The organism is Variovorax sp. 54, from assembly GCF_002754375.1.
Classification (GTDB): Bacteria; Pseudomonadota; Gammaproteobacteria; order Burkholderiales; family Burkholderiaceae_C; genus Variovorax.
Map to the genome: position 1 here is coordinate 1,118,677 of NZ_PEFF01000001.1, position 16,690 is coordinate 1,135,366.

The window sequence follows — 16,690 nt, forward strand, 5'->3', positions numbered from 1 at the left end:
ACCCAATCCCGAGGTCCACCTCTAGCTCAGGACCAGCACGCCGGCGGGGAGCGACCGGGCGTTCAAACCGAAGGAACGCTGCATCTGGAGCAATGCCAGATCGAGACGGTCGAGCTTGAAGGTCGCGGTGACCGTTTTCCCCCGCAGCGAATCCACCATCAGGACCACACGCCCGGGGCGGTAGCGATTGATCTCGTCCAGCACCACCGACAAGGGCGCCTGCTTGAACACGAGTTCACCGCGCCGCCAGGCAGAAGCCACCTCGGGGTCTGCGGCCGCGATGCCGCTGATGGAATGATCGCGGTAGACCGCTTGCTGGCGTGCCAGCAGCAGGCGGTCGCCGGCCGGGTGCTCGATGCGCACGCGCCCCGCCAGGCAGGTCACGCACACCCGCCCTTCCAGGCGGCTGATCTCGAAGCGCGCCGACTCGCCAATGCTGCGGCCAGCGCCGGCCACGACGCTGAAGTGGCGCGTACCCGGCAGCATCTCGATCGCCGCTTCGCCGTTCAGCAATTCCAGCCCCTCGGCCTGGTCGTCCGAGGCCACCCGGCGGATGCTGGTGCGGGTGTTCAAGGTCACGCCGATCTGGTCGGACCACGTGATCGCACGCTGCTCGCCGGCGGCTGTGCGCCAGTCCGCACGCCATTCATTGGCCGCGGGCCACAACCCCAAGGGCGAATAGACCGCCATCCCCGCGACACCCGCCGCGGCGGCTGCGCCCGCCACGCCCAGGAAGGCCCGGCGGCCCGCCTCGGGCTTGCGCAGGGTCTCGCGGTGAAGGTTCGCCGCTTCGGCGTCGGTGCGTACCAGCCGGTTCAGCGCGGGTTGAAGCACGCGCCACTGCTGCCGGGCCTCGATGAACGCCGCCTGGTGCAAGGGACTTGCGTCACGCCAGCGCCGGAACGCCTGCGCCTCCCACTGCGTTGCGGCGCCCGAATGCAGCTTGCGCACCCACGCGCGCGCGTCTTCGCGCAGCGTCTCGGGAAGCGTCTCGGGAAGCGTCGGTGGTGGAGGGTGCGTCGTCATGTAGGTCTCAGGGGTCCCGTACTTTGTAGACGGTTGCCGACGCCGCAATCCTCAAACTATTTCTTCGTGCCGTCATGAAGACCTGCCAGGGCGCGGCTCCAGTCGCGAGAACAGAAGATCCTGTGCGGCCTTCAGTTCGTACTCGACGGTCCGTACAGGAATGCCAAGCCGCGTGGCCACGTCCCGCTGGGACCAGCCCTCCAGTCGAACCAGCAGCAGGATTTCGCGGCGGCGCGGCGGCAGGCGCGACAGAAGGCCATCCAGCGCCTCCAGTTGCGAACGGGCTTCGGCGACCTCGGCGGGACCGGGCGCCGGGTCCGGCAGCTCATTCATCAGCATGTCGATGTCGTCGGACAGCAGGACCTGGCTCTGTGCGCGCCGGACGTCGATGGCCAGGTTGACCGCCATGCGCAGCAGGTACGCCTGCGGCGTGGCAATGGGGCCCGCCATGGGCTGGCTGCGCTCCAGCTTCAGCCAGGTTTCGTGCAAGGCGTCTTCCGCCAGTTCGCGATTCCCCAGCCGCACGGCCAGGCGTTGCCTGAGCTGCTCGTAGCGTTGCACCAGGAAGCTGCGCAGCAGCGGGATGACGTTCTCCGTCATGCGTCAGTGCACCGTGGCACAGCGGGGCCCGGGCAACACATCGTGCGGGAGGATGGCCAGCGTGAGCGGCAGCGCCAGGTCCGCCGGCGGGGGGCGATCCATCTTCAGAGGGGCCAATGCCGCGAGCATGGCGGCGTCCCGCCCGGGATCTCCCGAAGACGACACCAGGCTGGCCTGGCCGATGCGGCCCGACGCGGCCACCTGCAGCTGCAGGATCGCGCGGTAGTGGCCGGGGGCCGTACGAAGATCGGCGCACAACGCGTCCCAGACACGGGCCTGGACCAAGGCGTCGTACCCGCGTTGCGAACCGCCGGCCGATGCCACCCCCGGCGCCGCTGCGACGCGCTTCAGGATGAAAGCACCGGAAAGCTGCGTGTCCACGTCATCCGCAGTGAAACCTGCGCCGGCCAGCAAGGCCCGCAAGGCGGCATGCGGCGTATAGCGCCCGCGCACCGGGGCCGACGTTCGCCCCGCCACCCACTCGTCGATGAACATCACCGATCGCCCCGACACCGCAGCGTATTGCGCCAGGGCGGCCGCCAATGGCTGCGCCGGCACATCGAAGTCCAGCATCTGCGATTCGGGCGACGCACGGGTGGCGGGATCTGCCGACTGCACGTCGGTGCCTGCGGCCGCGGCCTTCGCTGTCGATATCCAGGCGATGCAGACGCACACGGCGGTGCACGTCAGGCCAGAGACAAAGGCTCGCACGAGCCTGTCGTCCCTGCCCCGGCCCGAGCCCCGTACAACCACTCGCCCACGACCACCATGCGCTGAAGTCGACAAGGAAGAAGAGGATCGTGTCAGCAAGCTTGTGGGCAGTATTTCAACTCCTGCAAGCATCACATCGGCGAATGACGACCTCGTGACGACCGGCATGGCCGGGCGCGCCGCCGCGGGGCTGGCGGTGACAGAGGACGGGCAGTGCCCTCTTCCGTTGCCGCTCCTGCTAGCGCCCCGGCGTCAGCTGGATCCGCTCCACCGTCTCTTTCTCGACCGCCCCGCGGCTGTAGACCAGCGGCACGTACTTGCCTTCGAGCCACAGCGGCGCCAGATCGCGGTAGTTCGGGCTGTCGGGGTTGCCCGACTGGCCCGGCGTGTTGATGACACGCGACGCGTCCCAGTTGCCCACGTCGAGCACCATGCGGAACGACGCGCCCGAGGTCAGCTTGTAGTCGTTCGCGCGGTAGGTGGCGGCCATCGGCGTGAACGACGAGCCGGACATCGGCCAGTCGCCCACCTCGAGCTTCTTGCGCGTGGCCGCATCGACCACGCCGCCCAGCGGATGCCGGAACTCGGCGCGGTGCAAGGCGCCCCACTTCCAGGCCGCCGGGTCGGGCCCGAGCTTGGTGGACAGCTCCTGCATGGCGGCAGGCAAGGTCGTCAGCAGCAAGGCATCGCGCTGCGCGTTGCTGACCCAGCCGGACGGGTTCTCCAGCAGCAGCACCATGCGCGTGTTGTCGCCCGGCGCAGCCAGCGCGGCAGCGGCATCGCCCGCCCCCGCCTTGAGCACGGCCTGGCGCAGGAACTTGCTGCTCCACACCTCGTACAGCGCGGCGGCCGCGCTGTCGCGGTCCATGGCGCCGTTCCAGCCTTGCAGCAGGCGCAGTGCTGCGGCGGTCTGTGCGTCGTCGCTGCGCTGGCCGGCGAGCAGCTTCAGCAGCCGTTGCGCCGGGGTCGCGACGATGTCGTTCTGCATGCGCTCCGAGTCCTCGATGGTGAAGCGCGAACCTGCTGCCACCTTGGCCGCGAACAGCTCCTTGAGCCGGCGCGCGCGGGCCGCATCGCTCCACTCGTAGCCCACGCCCTTCTTGGCGGCCGGATGGTCGGGCGGGATGTTGTTCTCGTTGGCCGTGACCACGTAGCCGCGCGCGGGGTTGAACTCCGACGGCAGCTCGTCGCCGTTGCGGAAGCCCGACCATTCATAACGGCCGTCGCCCGGCACGGGCATGAGGCCGTCCCAGTTCGGGCGGATGGGCGTGAGGCCGCCCGGAATCCAGCCGACGTTGCCGCTGCTGTCGGCATACACCTGGTTTTCGCCCGGCGCGCCCCAGCGGTTCATGGCCGCGCGGAACTGGTCCCAGTTGCGTGCGCGCATGTAGTCCATCGAACCGAAGTACGGCGCCATGCCGGGCTCCAGCCACGCGGCGCGCAGGGCGAACGCGCGGCGCTTGCCGGGCTCTGCCACCAGCACGGGGCCGTGGCGCGTGAAGGTGTTGACCACCTCGCGCGGCGCGCTCTCGCCCTTGACCGCGATGCGCTCGGTGACGCGCGTCATCGGCTCCCAGCGGCCCTGGTAGCGGTACTCCTCGGGGTTGCTGGGGTTGAGCTCGTACACGTACAGGTCTTCCTGGTCCATGTAGAAGCGCGTGAGGCCGAAGGCGATGGTGCCGTTGTGGCCGATCGACAGGCCCGGCAGGAAGGGCTCGCCCGCGCCGATGGCGTCCATGCCGGGCGCGCTCAGGTGCGTCATGTAGCGCAGGCTCGGCGCGCCGTGCGAGCGGTGCGGGTCGTTGGCCAGAATCGGCCGGCCCGTGGACGTGAGCTTGGGCGCGATGACCCAGTTGTTGCTGCCGTAGGCGGCCGTGGGGTCGCCTTGCGACGCGCGTTGCTCCGCTTCGTCCTGTTCGGCCTTCGCGGCCATCGACTCGGCACTGCCGGGCAGCAGCGCGACCGGCGTGGAAGACGCGCCGGCGTTCATGCCCACGCGCGTGTTCTCCTTGGTGAAGCGCGGCGAATCGGTGGCGCGAAGGTAGGCCGTGCGCAGTTCTGCCGCGGGAATGGTGCACGGGTCGAACCCCTCTGGCACCTTCGGCGTGACCGGCGGATCGAGTTCGCGGCGCAGCCAGTCGGCCTTGACGCCCGGCGCGCCGGCGCAGAAGGCGCGTGCGCGGTCGACCTCGGACGTGAAGTTGAGCGTGAGCCCGTGGTGCCGGATGCGCACCACGTCCTCGGGCGACCACGCGGCCGGCTGGTAGCCCAGCAGCGCGAACTCGGTCGGCAGCAGCGCGGGCTGCGCACGCACCTGCGCCACATAGGCATTGACGCCGGCCGTGAAGGCCTCGGCCACGCGCTTGGCGTCGGAGCCGTAGGCCAGCCATTCGCGGTACATGTCGCCGCGGTAGAGCACGGCGCGCGCGGCGCGGTCGCTCTCGACCCAGGCGGGGCCGAAGTCTTTGGCCATTTCGCCGAGGCCGCGCTTGCGCCACAGGTCCATCTGCCAGAGCCGGTCGCGCGCGGCGATGAAGCCCTGCGCCACGAAGGCGTCGTAGAGCGTGCCGGCGTACAGGTGCGGCACGCCCCAGCGGTCGACCAGCACTTCGGCGGGCTTCTCGAGGCCGGGCACGGTGAAGGATGAGGCGGGGCGCGTGGGCGTGTCGATGCCGGGGGAAGTGGACGCACAGCCTGCGAGTGCCAGCACCGCCAGCGACACGGCGCCCAGGGAAAGCCGATGGCTCGTTCTCTTCATGTCTCTCGTCTCCTGTCTTGTTGTGGATTGGCAGCGCACAGTATCCCGATTTCCGCCGCCCGCCGGGTGACAGGGCATGACTTGTAGACTGGCGCGCTATGCAGCCCACCCCTTCATCCTCCTCCTGCGGCGACTGGCTCTCCGGCGCGATCCGCCGCATCGAAGCCGACTACCAGCGCAGTGCCGACACGCACCTCATTCCGCTTCCGCTGCCCGCGCTCGCCGCGCACGGCATCGACCTGTACCTGAAGGACGAATCGACGCACCCCACCGGCAGCCTCAAGCACCGGCTCGCGCGTTCGCTGTTTCTCTATGCGCTGTGCAACGGCTGGGTGCGCGAAGGCACGACCATCGTCGAAGCGTCGAGCGGTTCCACCGCCGTGAGCGAGGCCTACTTCGCACGGCTGCTGGGCCTGCCCTTCATCGCGGTGATGCCGCGCAGCACCTCGCCCGAGAAGGTCGCGCAGATCGCCTTCTACGGCGCGAGCTGCCACTTCGTCGACCACGCGGCGCAGGTGTACGACGAGGCCCGCGCGCTGGCCGAGCGCAGCGGCGGCCACTACATGGACCAGTTCACCTACGCCGAGCGCGCGACCGACTGGCGCGGCAACAACAACATCGCCGAAAGCATGTTCCAGCAGATGGCGCACGAGCGGCACCCGGTGCCCGCGTGGATCGTGGTGGGCGCCGGCACCGGCGGCACCAGCGCGACCATCGGGCGCTACGTGCGCTTTCGCTGCCACGACACACAGGTGTGCGTGGCCGACCCCGAAGGCTCGGTGTTCTCGGCCTACCACCGCAGCGGCGACACGACGCTGACCGCGCCCGGTTCGCGCATCGAAGGCATCGGCCGCCCGCGCGTGGAGCCCAGCTTCGTGCGCACGCTGGTCGACCGCATGCTCGAAGTGCCCAACCTCGATTCGGTGGCCGCCATGCATGCGCTGTCGGCGCTGCTGGGCCGCAAGGTCGGCCCGTCGACCGGCACCAACTTCGTCGGCATGCTGGCCGTCGCGCACGAGATGCGCGCGGCCGGCCAGCAGGGCTCGATTCTTTCGCTGCTGTGCGACGCAGGCGAACGCTACCTGCCGAGTTACCACGACGCCGACTGGGTGCGCAACGCCTTCGGCGACATCGCGCCGGCGCAGCAACGCATCGACGCGCTGGTGGCAGGTTGACGATGTCCACGCGCGCACCCGGCGGCCTCATCGCGCGGCGGCAGCTGTTGCTGCTGGCCGCGCTGGCTGCCTCGGGCGCGCCGCATGCCGGCTGGGCCTTGCCCACGAAGGCGCTGCAGTTTCCGCGCGACTTCGGCAGCCACCCCGAGCTGCGCACCGAGTGGTGGTACATCACCGGCCACGGGCAGACGGCTGCGGGCCGCGCGTTCGGCTTCCAGGTGACCTTCTTCCGCTCGCGCGTCGATGCCACGCAGGCCATGCGCTCGGCCTTCGCCGCCAAGCAGCTGGTGTTCGCGCATGCGGCCGTCACCGACCTCGAAGGCCGCGTGCTGCGGCACGACCAACGCATCGCACGCGCGGGCTTCGACGTGGCGTCGGCCAGCGAAACCGACACCGAGCTGCGGTTGCGCGACTGGTCGCTGGTGCGCGATGCCGGCAGCGGCGTTTACACCGCGCGCATCCCGGCCGGCGAGTTCACGCTCGACCTGCGCTTTGCGCCGTCGCAGCCGGTGCTGCTGCAGGGCCGCGAAGGCCTGTCGCGCAAGGGCCCCGACCCCGAGCAGGCGAGCTACTACTACAGCGAACCGCAGCTGCAGGCGCAAGGCCGCCTCACGCTGCAGGGCCAGGCCCCGTTCGAGATCACCGGCACCGCGTGGCTCGACCACGAATGGAGCGAGGCGCTGATGCACCCCGAGGCCGTGGGCTGGGACTGGATCGGCATGAACCTCGACGACGGCAGCGCGCTCACCGCCTTCCACCTGCGCCGCCGCGATGGCAGCGCGTTGTGGTCGGGCGGCTCGTTCCGCCCGCGCGGTGGCGCGGCGCGCATCTTCGGCCCCGGCGAAGTGCGCTTCGACGCCCTGCGCAGCTGGACCAGCCCGCGCACGCGCGCGAGCTACCCCACGCACTGGCGCATCGACACGCCCGCAGGCCGCTTCGAGGTGCAGGCGCTGCTCGACGACCAGGAACTGGACAGCCGCGGCTCCACGGGCGGCGTGTACTGGGAAGGCTTGAGCGAACTGCGCGACGCGCAGCAAGGCAAGCGCGTGGGGCGCGGGTACCTCGAGATGACGGGGTATGCGGCGCCGCTGCGGTTGTGAGCCGAAGCACAGCGCGAGGGGCTACTTCACGCCCTGGCTCAGCGCTTGCGCCGTGTTGCGCGACAGCGCGCGAACGTAGCCGTCGATCGCCGAAGCGACCGGCGCGAGCTCGGTGCTGCTCAATCGCTTGAGGTCGCGTGGTTCCTGGAAATCCTTGAGCTGCTGCACCCGTTGCCGCTGCTGGGAGCGCATCGGCTCGTAGGCCGCGAGGTTCAGCGGCGGGTCCATGACGAAGACCTTGGCTTCGATCGCGGGCACCGCGAAGTACCGCGTCGACGCCAGCATGCCGCGCGTGAAGAGGCCCGAGTTCTGCATGAAGCTCTCGCCACAGGGGCCCCCGGTGCACTCCATGCGCGCCTGCGTTCGCGTCGCCTCGACGAGGACCACCGCGGAGATCTGATCGTCCTTCAGCTTGCGTGCCGCCCACGCCTGCGCAGGATTCGCGATCCAGTGATCGTGCTGGAAGACGGCCAGCGCGTTGACGGAGGTCGTGGCGAAGCTCGTCAACCGAACCACCTGGAAGCCCGCCTTCTCCAGCTCCGCAGTGAAGGCTTCATAGACCTTGGCCGTGGGGTTCCAGGGGAACGGGTACGGGGTCGAGAAGTTGTTGAAGACGGTCGTGCCCACGTGCATGTGTTCCGCAGATGCGGGCATCCGGACGAGCAGGCCGACCTTGGCGCCCTTCGCGAGCTTGCCGCCATCCGGCGGCAGCGGCGTCGGGGTCATGCACCCCGTCAGCGCGAGCGCCATGAAAAGTGCGAGCAGCCGTCTGCGCATGGGGGTCTCCTCCATCTTCTTGTCGGTGTAGGCCTGTGCGGCCGGGTGCGGATGATTGTGACGAGCGCCGCATGCGGCGTCGCCACCGGAACCGGTGGTTTTGGATAGAGTCGGGCTCACGTCATGCCAAGCACCCCACAGTCCATGAACGCCACACGTCATCAGAAGCTTCGCTCGGCGCTCATCGCGATCGCCGTGTTCGCGGGGATCGCCATCGCAGGCGCGCTGTTCGGCTTCAGCCGGAGTGGCAATTCGACGGGCGTCGCAGGCCGCGAGATCTGCCGCACCACGTGCATCGCACGCGGCTGGAAAGACGGCACGATGGAACCGCCCTCGCACGCAACGACCGGCTCCACGCAAGGCCCGAAGACTTGCCAGTGCCGATGACGACCGTGCATCACGCGGAAACCGTCACCCCATTGCGCTCCAGCACCGCCAGCAGCTTCGGAATGTCCGGCGCCGGCCCGACCGGAATCTCGCGATCGATCGCCGCGAACATCTGCGCAGCCATCGCGTCCTTGCCGGTGATCTCGAGCATCTGCCCGCCGCCCTTGCCGTAGTGAAAGCCATGCACCGTGCCGCGCGGCACGTGCACCAGCGTGCCGGGCTGGCACAAGTGGGCCTGGCCGTCGCAGTGGAACTCGACCTCGCCGCCGAGCACGTAGAACGACTCGTCCCAGTCATGGCTGTGCGGGGGTGGGCCCGTGCCTTCGTCACCTCGCTGGAAGGTGACGCCGTAGCTCTGCGTCGCGGCATTCGACGCCAGCACCGTCACCTGCGTGCCGAGCACGTTCAGCGGCGTTTCGCGCCGATCGGGTGTGAGGACAAAGTACGGAAGCGCCATGGCCGGCTCCTCGAAGTGGGAGCCAAATTCTGCGCCCCGCGCACAGGGGGCACAAGCGGTGGCACCGCAGGGAGGGTAACCACCTCGCTGTGACGCCCCGACGGTGCAGACGATGCATGCTGGTATCGTCTGCCGCCGTCACGGCCTTTGCATCACTGCTTCGTGCGGCGCCGATCGATGAAGGCGATGATCTCGCCCATGATGCCCTTGCGGAAGGCCAGCACGCAGATCACGAAGATCAGGCCCGTGACCATGGTCACCGACTCGCCCAGCGTGTTGAACCAGTCGATGGTCGTGATGCGCGCCAGGAAGCTGCCGAGTTCGCCGATCTTGTTCTCGAGCAGCACGACCACGGCCGAGCCCACCAGCGGACCCGACAGCGTGCCCAGGCCGCCCACCAGCGTCATCAGGATGACCTGGCCCGAAGCGGTCCAGTGCACGTCGGACAGCGTGGCAAAGCCCAGCACCAGCGTCTTGAGCGAACCGGCCAGGCCCGAGAGCGCGGCCGAGATCACGAAGGCCAGCAGCTTGAAGCGGCCCACGTCGTAGCCCAGCGAAAGCGCGCGCGGCTCGTTTTCCTTGATGCCCTTGAGCACCTGCCCGAACGGCGAGTGGATGGTGCGCACGATCAGCAGGAAGGCCAGCACGACCACGACCAGCGCCACGTAGTACATGGTGAGGTCGTTCGACAGGTCGATGACGCCGAAGAGCTTGCCGCGCGGCACGCCCTGCAGGCCGTCTTCGCCGCCCGTGAACTTGGCCTGCAGCGCGACGAAGAACATCATCTGCGCGAGCGCCAGCGTGATCATCGCGAAGTAGATGCCCTGGCGCCGGATGGCCAGCACGCCGAACAGCCAGCCCAGCAAGGCGCCAGTGAGCGTGCCCGCAATGAGGCCCAGCTCGGGCGTGAGGCCCCAGACCTTGATCGCATGGCCCGCCACATACGCCGAGCCGCCCAGGAAGGCCGCATGGCCGAAGGACAGCAGGCCGGTGTAGCCCAAGAGCAGGTTGAAGGCCGCGGCGAACAGCGCGAAGCACATGAGCTTCATCACGAACACCGGGTAGGCACCGAAGAACGGCGCCAGCACCAGCGCAACCAGCAGCAAGGCGTAGACGACTGTGGAGATTTTTTTCATGTTCATGCCGTTCGCCTTACTTCTCTTTGCCGAACAGGCCGGCGGGGCGAATCAACAGCACGATGACCATGATCACGAACACAACCGTCGAGGAAGCCTCGGGATAGAAAACCTTGGTGAGCCCTTCGATCACGCCCAGGCCCAGGCCCGTGAGAATGGCGCCCATGATGGAGCCCATGCCGCCGATCACGACCACCGCGAACACCACGATGATGAGGTTCTGCCCCATCAACGGCGACACCTGCATCACCGGTGCCGCCAGCACGCCGGCGAAGGCAGCGAGCGCACAGCCGAAGGCGTAGGTCAGCGTGATCATCAGCGGCACGTTGACGCCGAAGGCTTCCACGAGCCGCGGGTTCTCGGTGCCGGCGCGCAGGTAGGCGCCCAGGCGGGTCTTCTCGATCACGTACCAGGTGGCGAAGCAGATCACCAGCGAGGCCACGACCACCCAGGCGCGGTAGTTCGGCAGCACCATGAAGCCCAGGTCGGTGGCGCTCGACAACGCGTCGGGCGCGTCGTAGGGCAGCCCCGACACGCCGTAGGCCGAACGGAACACGCCTTCGATCAGCAGCGTGAGGCCCAGCGTGAGCAGCAGGCCGTAGAGGTGATCGAGCTTGTAGATCCAGCGCAGCAGCAATCGTTCGATGACCACGCCGAACAGGCCGATGAGGATCGGCGCGGCGATCAGCATCACCCAGTAGTTGACGCCCAGGTACTCCATGGCCATCCACGTGAGGACGGCCCCGAGCATGAACAGCGCGCCGTGCGCGAAGTTGATGACGTTGAGCAAACCGAAGATCACCGCCAGCCCGAGGCTCAGGATGGCGTAGAACGAGCCGTTGACCAGCCCCAGAAGGAGCTGGCTCAACAAGGCGGGAAGGGAAATGTTCATAAGCGTTTCAACGAACCCGGGCGCTGCAGGGGCGCCCGCGGGAGGTCACTTCCAGAGGGCGCAGCGGCTCTCAGCCTTGGTCGTGAAGACTTCTTCGCCCTTGAGCTTCTGGACCACCTTGTAGTAGTCCCACGGCTGCTTGGACTCGGCCGGCGACTTGACCTGCATCAGGTACATGTCGTGCACGTAGCGGCCGTCGGGGCGGATGACGCCCTTGCCGTAGAAGTCGTCGATCGGCGTGGACTTGAGCGTGGCCATGACCTTGTCGGCATCGACCGTCTTGGAAGCCTGCACGGCCTTCAGGTAGGTCATGGTGGCCGAGTAGTCGGCGGCCTGGATGTCGGTGGGCATGCGCTTGGTCTTCTCGAAGAAGCGCTTGCCGAAGGCGCGCGTCTTGTCGTCGAGGTTCCAGTCCCAGCTGGTGGTGAGCAGCAGGCCTTCGGTGTTCTTCAGGCCCAGGCTGTGCACGTCGGTCACGAACACCAGCAGGCCGACCATCTTCATGCTCTTGTTGATGCCGAATTCCTTGGCCGCCTTGATGGCGTTGATGGTGTCGCCGCCCGCGTTGGCCAGCGCCAGCACCTGCGCCTTGGAGTTCTGCGCCTGCAGCAGGAACGACGAGAAGTCGGAGGTGTTGAGCGGATGCTTCACGCTGCCCACCACCGTGCCGCCCTTCTCTTTCACGACCTTGGAGGCGTCGGCTTCCAGCGCCTGGCCGAAGGCGTAGTCGGCGGTCAGGAAGAACCAGCTCTTGTCGCCGCGCGCGATGACCGCGCTGCCGGTGCCCTTGGCCAGTGCCACGGTGTCGTAGGCGTAGTGCACGGTGTAGGGCGAGCACTGTTCATTGGTGAGCGCCGAGCTGCCCGCGCCGTTCACGATGAACACGCGCTTCTTCTCCTGCGCCACCTTGGCCATGGCCAGGCCGGTGCCCGAGCTGGTGCCGCCGAACAGCATGGTCAGGCCCTGCGTGTCGATCCACTCACGCGCCTTGGAGGCGGCGATGTCGGCCTTGTTCTGGTGGTCGGCCTGCAGCAGCTCGATGGGCATGCCGTTGACCTTGCCGCCGAAGTCGTCGATGGCCATCTGGATGGCCAGCGCGCCGTTCTTGCCTTCGACGTCGGCGTACAGGCTCGACATGTCGGTGATGAAGCCGATCTTGACCTTGTCCTGCGCCTGGGCGGCACCGGCGGCCAGCGCGGCGGCGGCGAAAACGGCGGAGAGAGCGAATGTGGTGGTCTTCATGGATGTTGTTCCTGTGGGGTGTTCGGTGGTGTCACTTCCAGAGCGTGCACTTGGACTCGGCCTTGGTGGTGAACACGGTGTCGCCGGGGAGCTTCTTCACGAGCTTGTAGTAGTCCCACGGCGTCTTCGATTCGGCGGGCGACTTGACCTGCATCAGGTACATGTCGTGCACGTAGCGGCCGTCGGGACGGATCTGGCCGGTGCCGAAGAAGTCGTTGATCTTCATCTTCTTGAGCTCGGCCATGACCTTGTCGGCATCGTCGGTCTTGGCGGCGTCCACGGCCTTGAGGTAGGTCATGGTGGCCGAGTAGTCGGCGGCCTGGATTTCGGTGGGCATGCGCTTGGTCTTGTCGAAGAAGCGCTTGGCGAACTTGCGGGTTTCGTCGTTCAGGTCCCAGTACCAGCTGGTGGTGAACTGCAGGCCTTCGGTGTTCTTCAGGCCCAGGCTGTGCACGTCGCTCAGAAAGATCAGCAGGCCGGCCAGCTTCATGGTCTTGCCGATGCCGAATTCCTTGGCGGCCTTGATGCTGTTGACGGTGTCGCCGCCCGCATTGGCCAGACCGAGGATCTGCGCCTTGGAGTTCTGCGCCTGGAGCAGGAACGAGGAGAAGTCGGACGCATTGAGCGGGTGACGCACCGCGCCGACGATCGTGCCGCCCTTGGCCTTCACGACGGTGGAGGTGTCGGCTTCGAGTGCATGGCCGAAGGCGTAGTCGGCCGTCAGGAAGAACCAGGTCTTGCCGCCGCCGTCGACCACTGCGGCGCCGGTGCCCTTGGCGAGCGCGACGGTGTCGTAGGCGTAGTGCACGGTGTAGGGCGAGCACTGTTCATTGGTGAGCACCGACGAGGCCGCGCCGTTGTTGAAGTACACGCGCTTCTTCTCGGCCGCGACCTTGGCCAGCGCCAGGCCGACACCCGAGTTGGTGCCGCCGAAGACCATGCTCAAGCCTTGCGTGTCGATCCACTCGCGCGCCTTCGAGGCGGCGATGTCGGGCTTGTTCTGGTGGTCGACGGTGAGCAGCTCGACCGGCTTGCCGGCGGCCTTGCCGCCGAAGTCGTCGATGGCCATCTGGATCGCCAGCGCGCCGTTCTTGCCTTCGAGGTCGGCGTACAGGCTCGACATGTCGGTGATGAAGCCGATCTTGACCTTGTCCTGGCCTTGCGCCTGGGCGGACGCTGCGAGCGCCAGTGCGCTGAAAGCCAGGGCGAAAGCGGTGAGCTGATTTTTCATGGGTGTCTCCGGCAGTAGCAAGAAGGGGTGAAAGTACTCAGACGCCGAGCAGCTCGGTCAGCACGGGCATCTTGGCTTCGAGCTCGGCGGCGCCGAACTTCTCGACGATGCGGCCGTGCTCCATCACGTAGAAGCGGTCGGCCAGCGGCGCGGCGAAGCGGAAGTTCTGCTCCACCATGACGATGGTGTAACCCTTGGCGCGCAGCGTGGTGATCATGCGGGCCAGCGCCTGCACGATGACAGGCGCAAGGCCTTCTGAAATCTCGTCGAGCAGCAGCAGCTTGGCGCCGGTGCGCAGGATGCGCGCCACGGCCAGCATCTGTTGCTCGCCGCCCGACAGGCGCGTGCCCTGGCTGTGGCGGCGCTCCGCGAGGTTGGGGAACATGGCGTAGATCTCGTCGACCGACATGCCCGGCCCCGCGCCTTTCAGCTCGGGCGGCAGCATCAGGTTTTCTTCGCACGAGAGGCTGGCGAAGATGCCGCGCTCTTCGGGGCAATAGCCGATGCCCAGGTGCGCGATGCGGTGCGTCGCCATCGAGATGGTCTCGACGCCGTTGACCTTGATGCTGCCCTTGCGGGCGCCGGTGAGTCCCATCACGGCGCGCATGGTCGTCGTGCGGCCCGCGCCATTGCGACCCAGCAAGGTGACGACCTCGCCCGGCTGCACGACCATGTCGACGCCGTGCAGCACGTGCGATTCGCCGTACCAGGCTTGCAGGCCCTTGATTTCGAGTGCAGCGGTCATGGGGCCTCCTGCCGGGCCGCCCCAAAGGAGGCCCGCGCCCCCTCGGGGGGCAGCGAATACACGAAGTGAGAAGCGTGGGGGCTCATATCAGTGCGCCCCCTGCATCTGGCCGTCGGTGGTGCCCATGTAGGCCTCCATCACCTGCGGGTTCTTCGAGACTTCGGCGTACGGGCCTTCGGCCAGCACGGCGCCGCGCTGCAGCACCGTGATGGTGTCGGCAATGGTCGAGACCACGCTCATGTTGTGTTCGACCATCAGGATGGTGCGTCCGGCCGACACGCGCTTGATGAGCTCGGCCACGCGGTGCACGTCTTCGTGGCCCATGCCCTGCGTGGGTTCGTCGAGCAGCATCAGTTCGGGTTCCATGGCCAGCGTGGTGGCGATCTCGAGTGCGCGCTTGCGGCCGTAGGGCAGGTTCACTGTCTGTTCGTCGGCCAGGTCTTCGAGGCCCACCTCGGCCAGCAGTTCACGGGCGCGCGCATCGAGCGGCTTGAGCGACTTCTCGCTCTTCCAGAAGTGGTACGAGGTGCCGAGCTTGCGCTGCAGGCCCAGGCGCACGTTCTCGAGCAGCGTGAGGTGCGGGAACACGGCGGAGATCTGGAACGAGCGGATCACGCCGCGTCGCGCGATCTGCGCCGGGCGTTCGCCCGTGATGTCGTGCCCGTTGAACAGGATCGTGCCGGCGGTCGGCTCGAGGAACTTCGTGAGCAGGTTGAAGCAGGTCGTCTTGCCGGCACCGTTGGGGCCGATGAGCGCGTGGATCGAGCCGCGCTTCACCGAGAGGTCAACCTTGCTGACCGCGGTGAATCCCTTGAATTCCTTGGTGAGCTGGCGTGTTTCAAGAATGACGTCGCTCATCTCGCGGCGTCGTCCGTGTGCGGAAAAAAGAAATCGGTCATGCGGTCCATCTCAATGCGTGCGCCACCAGCGAGCGCGGACCGATTGTTGGGGGCTGCTATGCAATTGCATACTGGGGCAAATGCCTATGCTGCACTGCAACCATTCACAGAGCGCGCACCCTCTGTGCAAGCGACTGTCGTCCCAACGACATTGCGCAGTGCAGCACGCACACCTGCGAACGCGCGATGCATGCATGCGCACAGTCATGAGGCGGTCGCACACGTGTGCACGCTTCGTGAAAAGCTTGCGCGCCCGCTGCACTGCAACGATGCTCTTTCACCCGGATTGAATCCACCACTGCCATGCCGACCCTGCCGAACTTCCGCTCGCCCGAATTCCTCGCCGGCCACATCGCGCACACGCTGGCGTTCTACGCGCCGCGCAGCCGCGATGCCTCGGGCGGCTTCTTCCACTTCTTCAAGGACGACGGCACGGTGTACGACCGGCGCACGCGCCACCTCGTCAGCAGCACGCGCTTCGTGTTCAACCACGCGATGGCGTGGCGCCGCTTCGGCCAGCCCGACGACCTCGCGGCGGTGCGGCACGGCCTCGCGTTTTTGCAGACCGCGCATGCGCAGCCGAATGGTGGCTATGCATGGCAGATCGACTGGGATGGCCATCAAGCCACCGTGCAGGACGGCACGCAGCATTGCTACGGCATGGCCTTCGTGCTGCTGGCGCACGCGCATGCGCTGATGGCCGGCGTCGAGGAAGCACGCGCCGGCCTCGCGCGCACCCGCGACCTGATGGAACAGCATTTCTGGGAGCCCGCGCACCAGCTGTACGCCGACGAGGCCACGCCAAGCTGGCAGGTCGGCCCCTACCGCGGCCAGAACGCCAACATGCACGCCTGCGAGGCGATGCTCGCGGCCTACGACGCCACGCGCGAGCCCTTCTACCTCGAGCGCGCGCGCACGCTGGCCGAGAGCATCACGGGCCGGCAGGCCGCGCTCGCCGACGGGCTGGTGTGGGAGCACTACCGCGCAGACTGGTCGGTCGACTGGGACTACAACCGCGGCGACAAGACCAACATCTTTCGGCCCTGGGGCTTCCAGACCGGCCACCTCACCGAGTGGACCAAGCTGTTATTGCAGCTCGACAGCCACCTGGGCCCCGACGCGCCCGGCACCGAATGGATCGTGCCGCGCGCGCGCCACTTCTTCGACACCGCGATGCAGCGCGGCTGGGACGCCACGCACGGCGGGCTGGTCTACGGCTTCGGGCCCGATGGTGCGGTGTGCGACGGCGACAAGTACTTCTGGGTGCAGGCCGAAAGCTTCGCCGCCGCCGCCCTGCTCGCGGTGCGCACGGGCGACGCCGGCTACTGGGACTGGTACGACCGCATCTGGGCCTACAGCTGGGACCACTTCGTCGACCACGCGCACGGTGCGTGGTACCGCATCCTCACGCCGCAGAACGCGAAGATCAGCGACGAGAAGAGCCCGGCCGGCAAGACCGATTACCACACGATGGGCGCGTGCCATGACGTGCTGAAGGTGCTGGGCGCATAAAAAAAGACCCCAGGGTCCCGAAGGAGCCTGGGGTGGTGAGGA

16 protein-coding genes are annotated in these 16,690 nt (G+C 67.6%); 4 read left to right on the forward strand and 12 right to left on the reverse strand.

The features are described from left to right. Positions 1-21: 21 nt before the first annotated feature. From CLU95_RS04945 to CLU95_RS04960, 4 genes are all read right to left on the reverse strand, one after another. The gene (locus tag CLU95_RS04945; protein WP_099790961.1) at positions 22-1,026 is read right to left on the reverse strand and encodes a FecR family protein; all 1,005 of its coding nucleotides are present in this window, start codon (positions 1,024-1,026) and stop codon (positions 22-24) included. A gap of 72 nt (positions 1,027-1,098) precedes the next feature. After that, on the reverse strand, positions 1,099-1,626 hold the full coding sequence (locus CLU95_RS04950; RefSeq protein ID WP_062474055.1) for an RNA polymerase sigma factor: 528 nt from the start codon (positions 1,624-1,626) through the stop codon (positions 1,099-1,101). A 3-nt stretch (positions 1,627-1,629) separates the two neighbouring features. After that, entirely contained in the window at positions 1,630-2,337 is a 708-nt protein-coding gene (locus tag CLU95_RS04955) for a TonB C-terminal domain-containing protein (protein WP_180288546.1), read from the reverse strand. A 238-nt stretch (positions 2,338-2,575) separates the two neighbouring features. Beyond that, positions 2,576-5,095 (reverse strand): penicillin acylase family protein, encoded by a 2,520-nt coding sequence (locus CLU95_RS04960; RefSeq protein WP_099790965.1) that lies wholly within the window; start codon positions 5,093-5,095, stop codon positions 2,576-2,578. A 98-nt stretch (positions 5,096-5,193) separates the two neighbouring features. Here CLU95_RS04960 and CLU95_RS04965 point away from each other — a divergent pair, with 98 nt between their 5' ends. Together CLU95_RS04965 and CLU95_RS04970 are read left to right on the forward strand one after the other, a co-directional pair. After that, positions 5,194-6,270 (forward strand): PLP-dependent cysteine synthase family protein, encoded by a 1,077-nt coding sequence (locus CLU95_RS04965; RefSeq protein ID WP_099790967.1) that lies wholly within the window; start codon positions 5,194-5,196, stop codon positions 6,268-6,270. A gap of 2 nt (positions 6,271-6,272) precedes the next feature. After that, positions 6,273-7,370 (forward strand): lipocalin-like domain-containing protein, encoded by a 1,098-nt coding sequence (locus CLU95_RS04970; protein ID WP_099790969.1) that lies wholly within the window; start codon positions 6,273-6,275, stop codon positions 7,368-7,370. 21 nt (positions 7,371-7,391) lie between these two features. Here CLU95_RS04970 and CLU95_RS04975 read toward each other — a convergent pair whose 3' ends face one another. Then, positions 7,392-8,147, reverse strand: coding sequence for a hypothetical protein (locus tag CLU95_RS04975; protein ID WP_099790971.1), 756 nt, complete (start codon positions 8,145-8,147; stop codon positions 7,392-7,394). A gap of 144 nt (positions 8,148-8,291) precedes the next feature. Between CLU95_RS04975 and CLU95_RS04980 the strand changes: the two genes are divergently transcribed. Continuing rightward, on the forward strand, positions 8,292-8,534 hold the full coding sequence (locus CLU95_RS04980; RefSeq protein WP_099790973.1) for a hypothetical protein: 243 nt from the start codon (positions 8,292-8,294) through the stop codon (positions 8,532-8,534). 10 nt (positions 8,535-8,544) lie between these two features. On the opposite strand, the gene CLU95_RS04985 is transcribed toward CLU95_RS04980, so the two are convergent. The 7 genes from CLU95_RS04985 to CLU95_RS05015 all read right to left on the reverse strand — a co-directional run bounded on the left by CLU95_RS04985 (position 8,545) and on the right by CLU95_RS05015 (position 15,095). Continuing rightward, the gene (locus tag CLU95_RS04985; RefSeq protein WP_099790975.1) at positions 8,545-8,991 is read right to left on the reverse strand and encodes a cupin domain-containing protein; all 447 of its coding nucleotides are present in this window, start codon (positions 8,989-8,991) and stop codon (positions 8,545-8,547) included. Positions 8,992-9,143: 152 nt separating this feature from the next. After that, on the reverse strand, positions 9,144-10,133 hold the full coding sequence (locus CLU95_RS04990) for a branched-chain amino acid ABC transporter permease (protein WP_180288547.1): 990 nt from the start codon (positions 10,131-10,133) through the stop codon (positions 9,144-9,146). A 10-nt stretch (positions 10,134-10,143) separates the two neighbouring features. After that, positions 10,144-11,019 (reverse strand): branched-chain amino acid ABC transporter permease, encoded by an 876-nt coding sequence (locus tag CLU95_RS04995; RefSeq protein WP_099790977.1) that lies wholly within the window; start codon positions 11,017-11,019, stop codon positions 10,144-10,146. A 45-nt stretch (positions 11,020-11,064) separates the two neighbouring features. Continuing rightward, a complete protein-coding gene (locus tag CLU95_RS05000; RefSeq protein ID WP_099790979.1) occupies positions 11,065-12,261 on the reverse strand; it encodes an ABC transporter substrate-binding protein in 1,197 nt (398 codons plus the stop codon). A gap of 31 nt (positions 12,262-12,292) precedes the next feature. Continuing rightward, positions 12,293-13,492 carry an ABC transporter substrate-binding protein gene (locus tag CLU95_RS05005; RefSeq protein ID WP_099790981.1) on the reverse strand — a complete coding sequence of 400 codons (1,200 nt, stop codon included), beginning with the start codon at positions 13,490-13,492 and terminating at the stop codon, positions 12,293-12,295. Positions 13,493-13,529: 37 nt separating this feature from the next. Then, positions 13,530-14,237 carry an ABC transporter ATP-binding protein gene (locus CLU95_RS05010; protein ID WP_099790983.1) on the reverse strand — a complete coding sequence of 236 codons (708 nt, stop codon included), beginning with the start codon at positions 14,235-14,237 and terminating at the stop codon, positions 13,530-13,532. Between the two features lie 87 nt (positions 14,238-14,324). Then, positions 14,325-15,095: an ABC transporter ATP-binding protein gene (locus CLU95_RS05015; protein ID WP_099790985.1), complete on the reverse strand. Its 771-nt coding sequence runs from the start codon at positions 15,093-15,095 to the stop codon at positions 14,325-14,327. Between the two features lie 344 nt (positions 15,096-15,439). On the opposite strand from CLU95_RS05015, the gene CLU95_RS05020 reads away from it, so the two are divergent. Then, complete coding sequence (locus tag CLU95_RS05020) at positions 15,440-16,648, forward strand: AGE family epimerase/isomerase (protein WP_099790987.1); 1,209 nt, start codon at positions 15,440-15,442, stop codon at positions 16,646-16,648. The last annotated feature ends 42 nt before the right edge of the window (positions 16,649-16,690 follow it).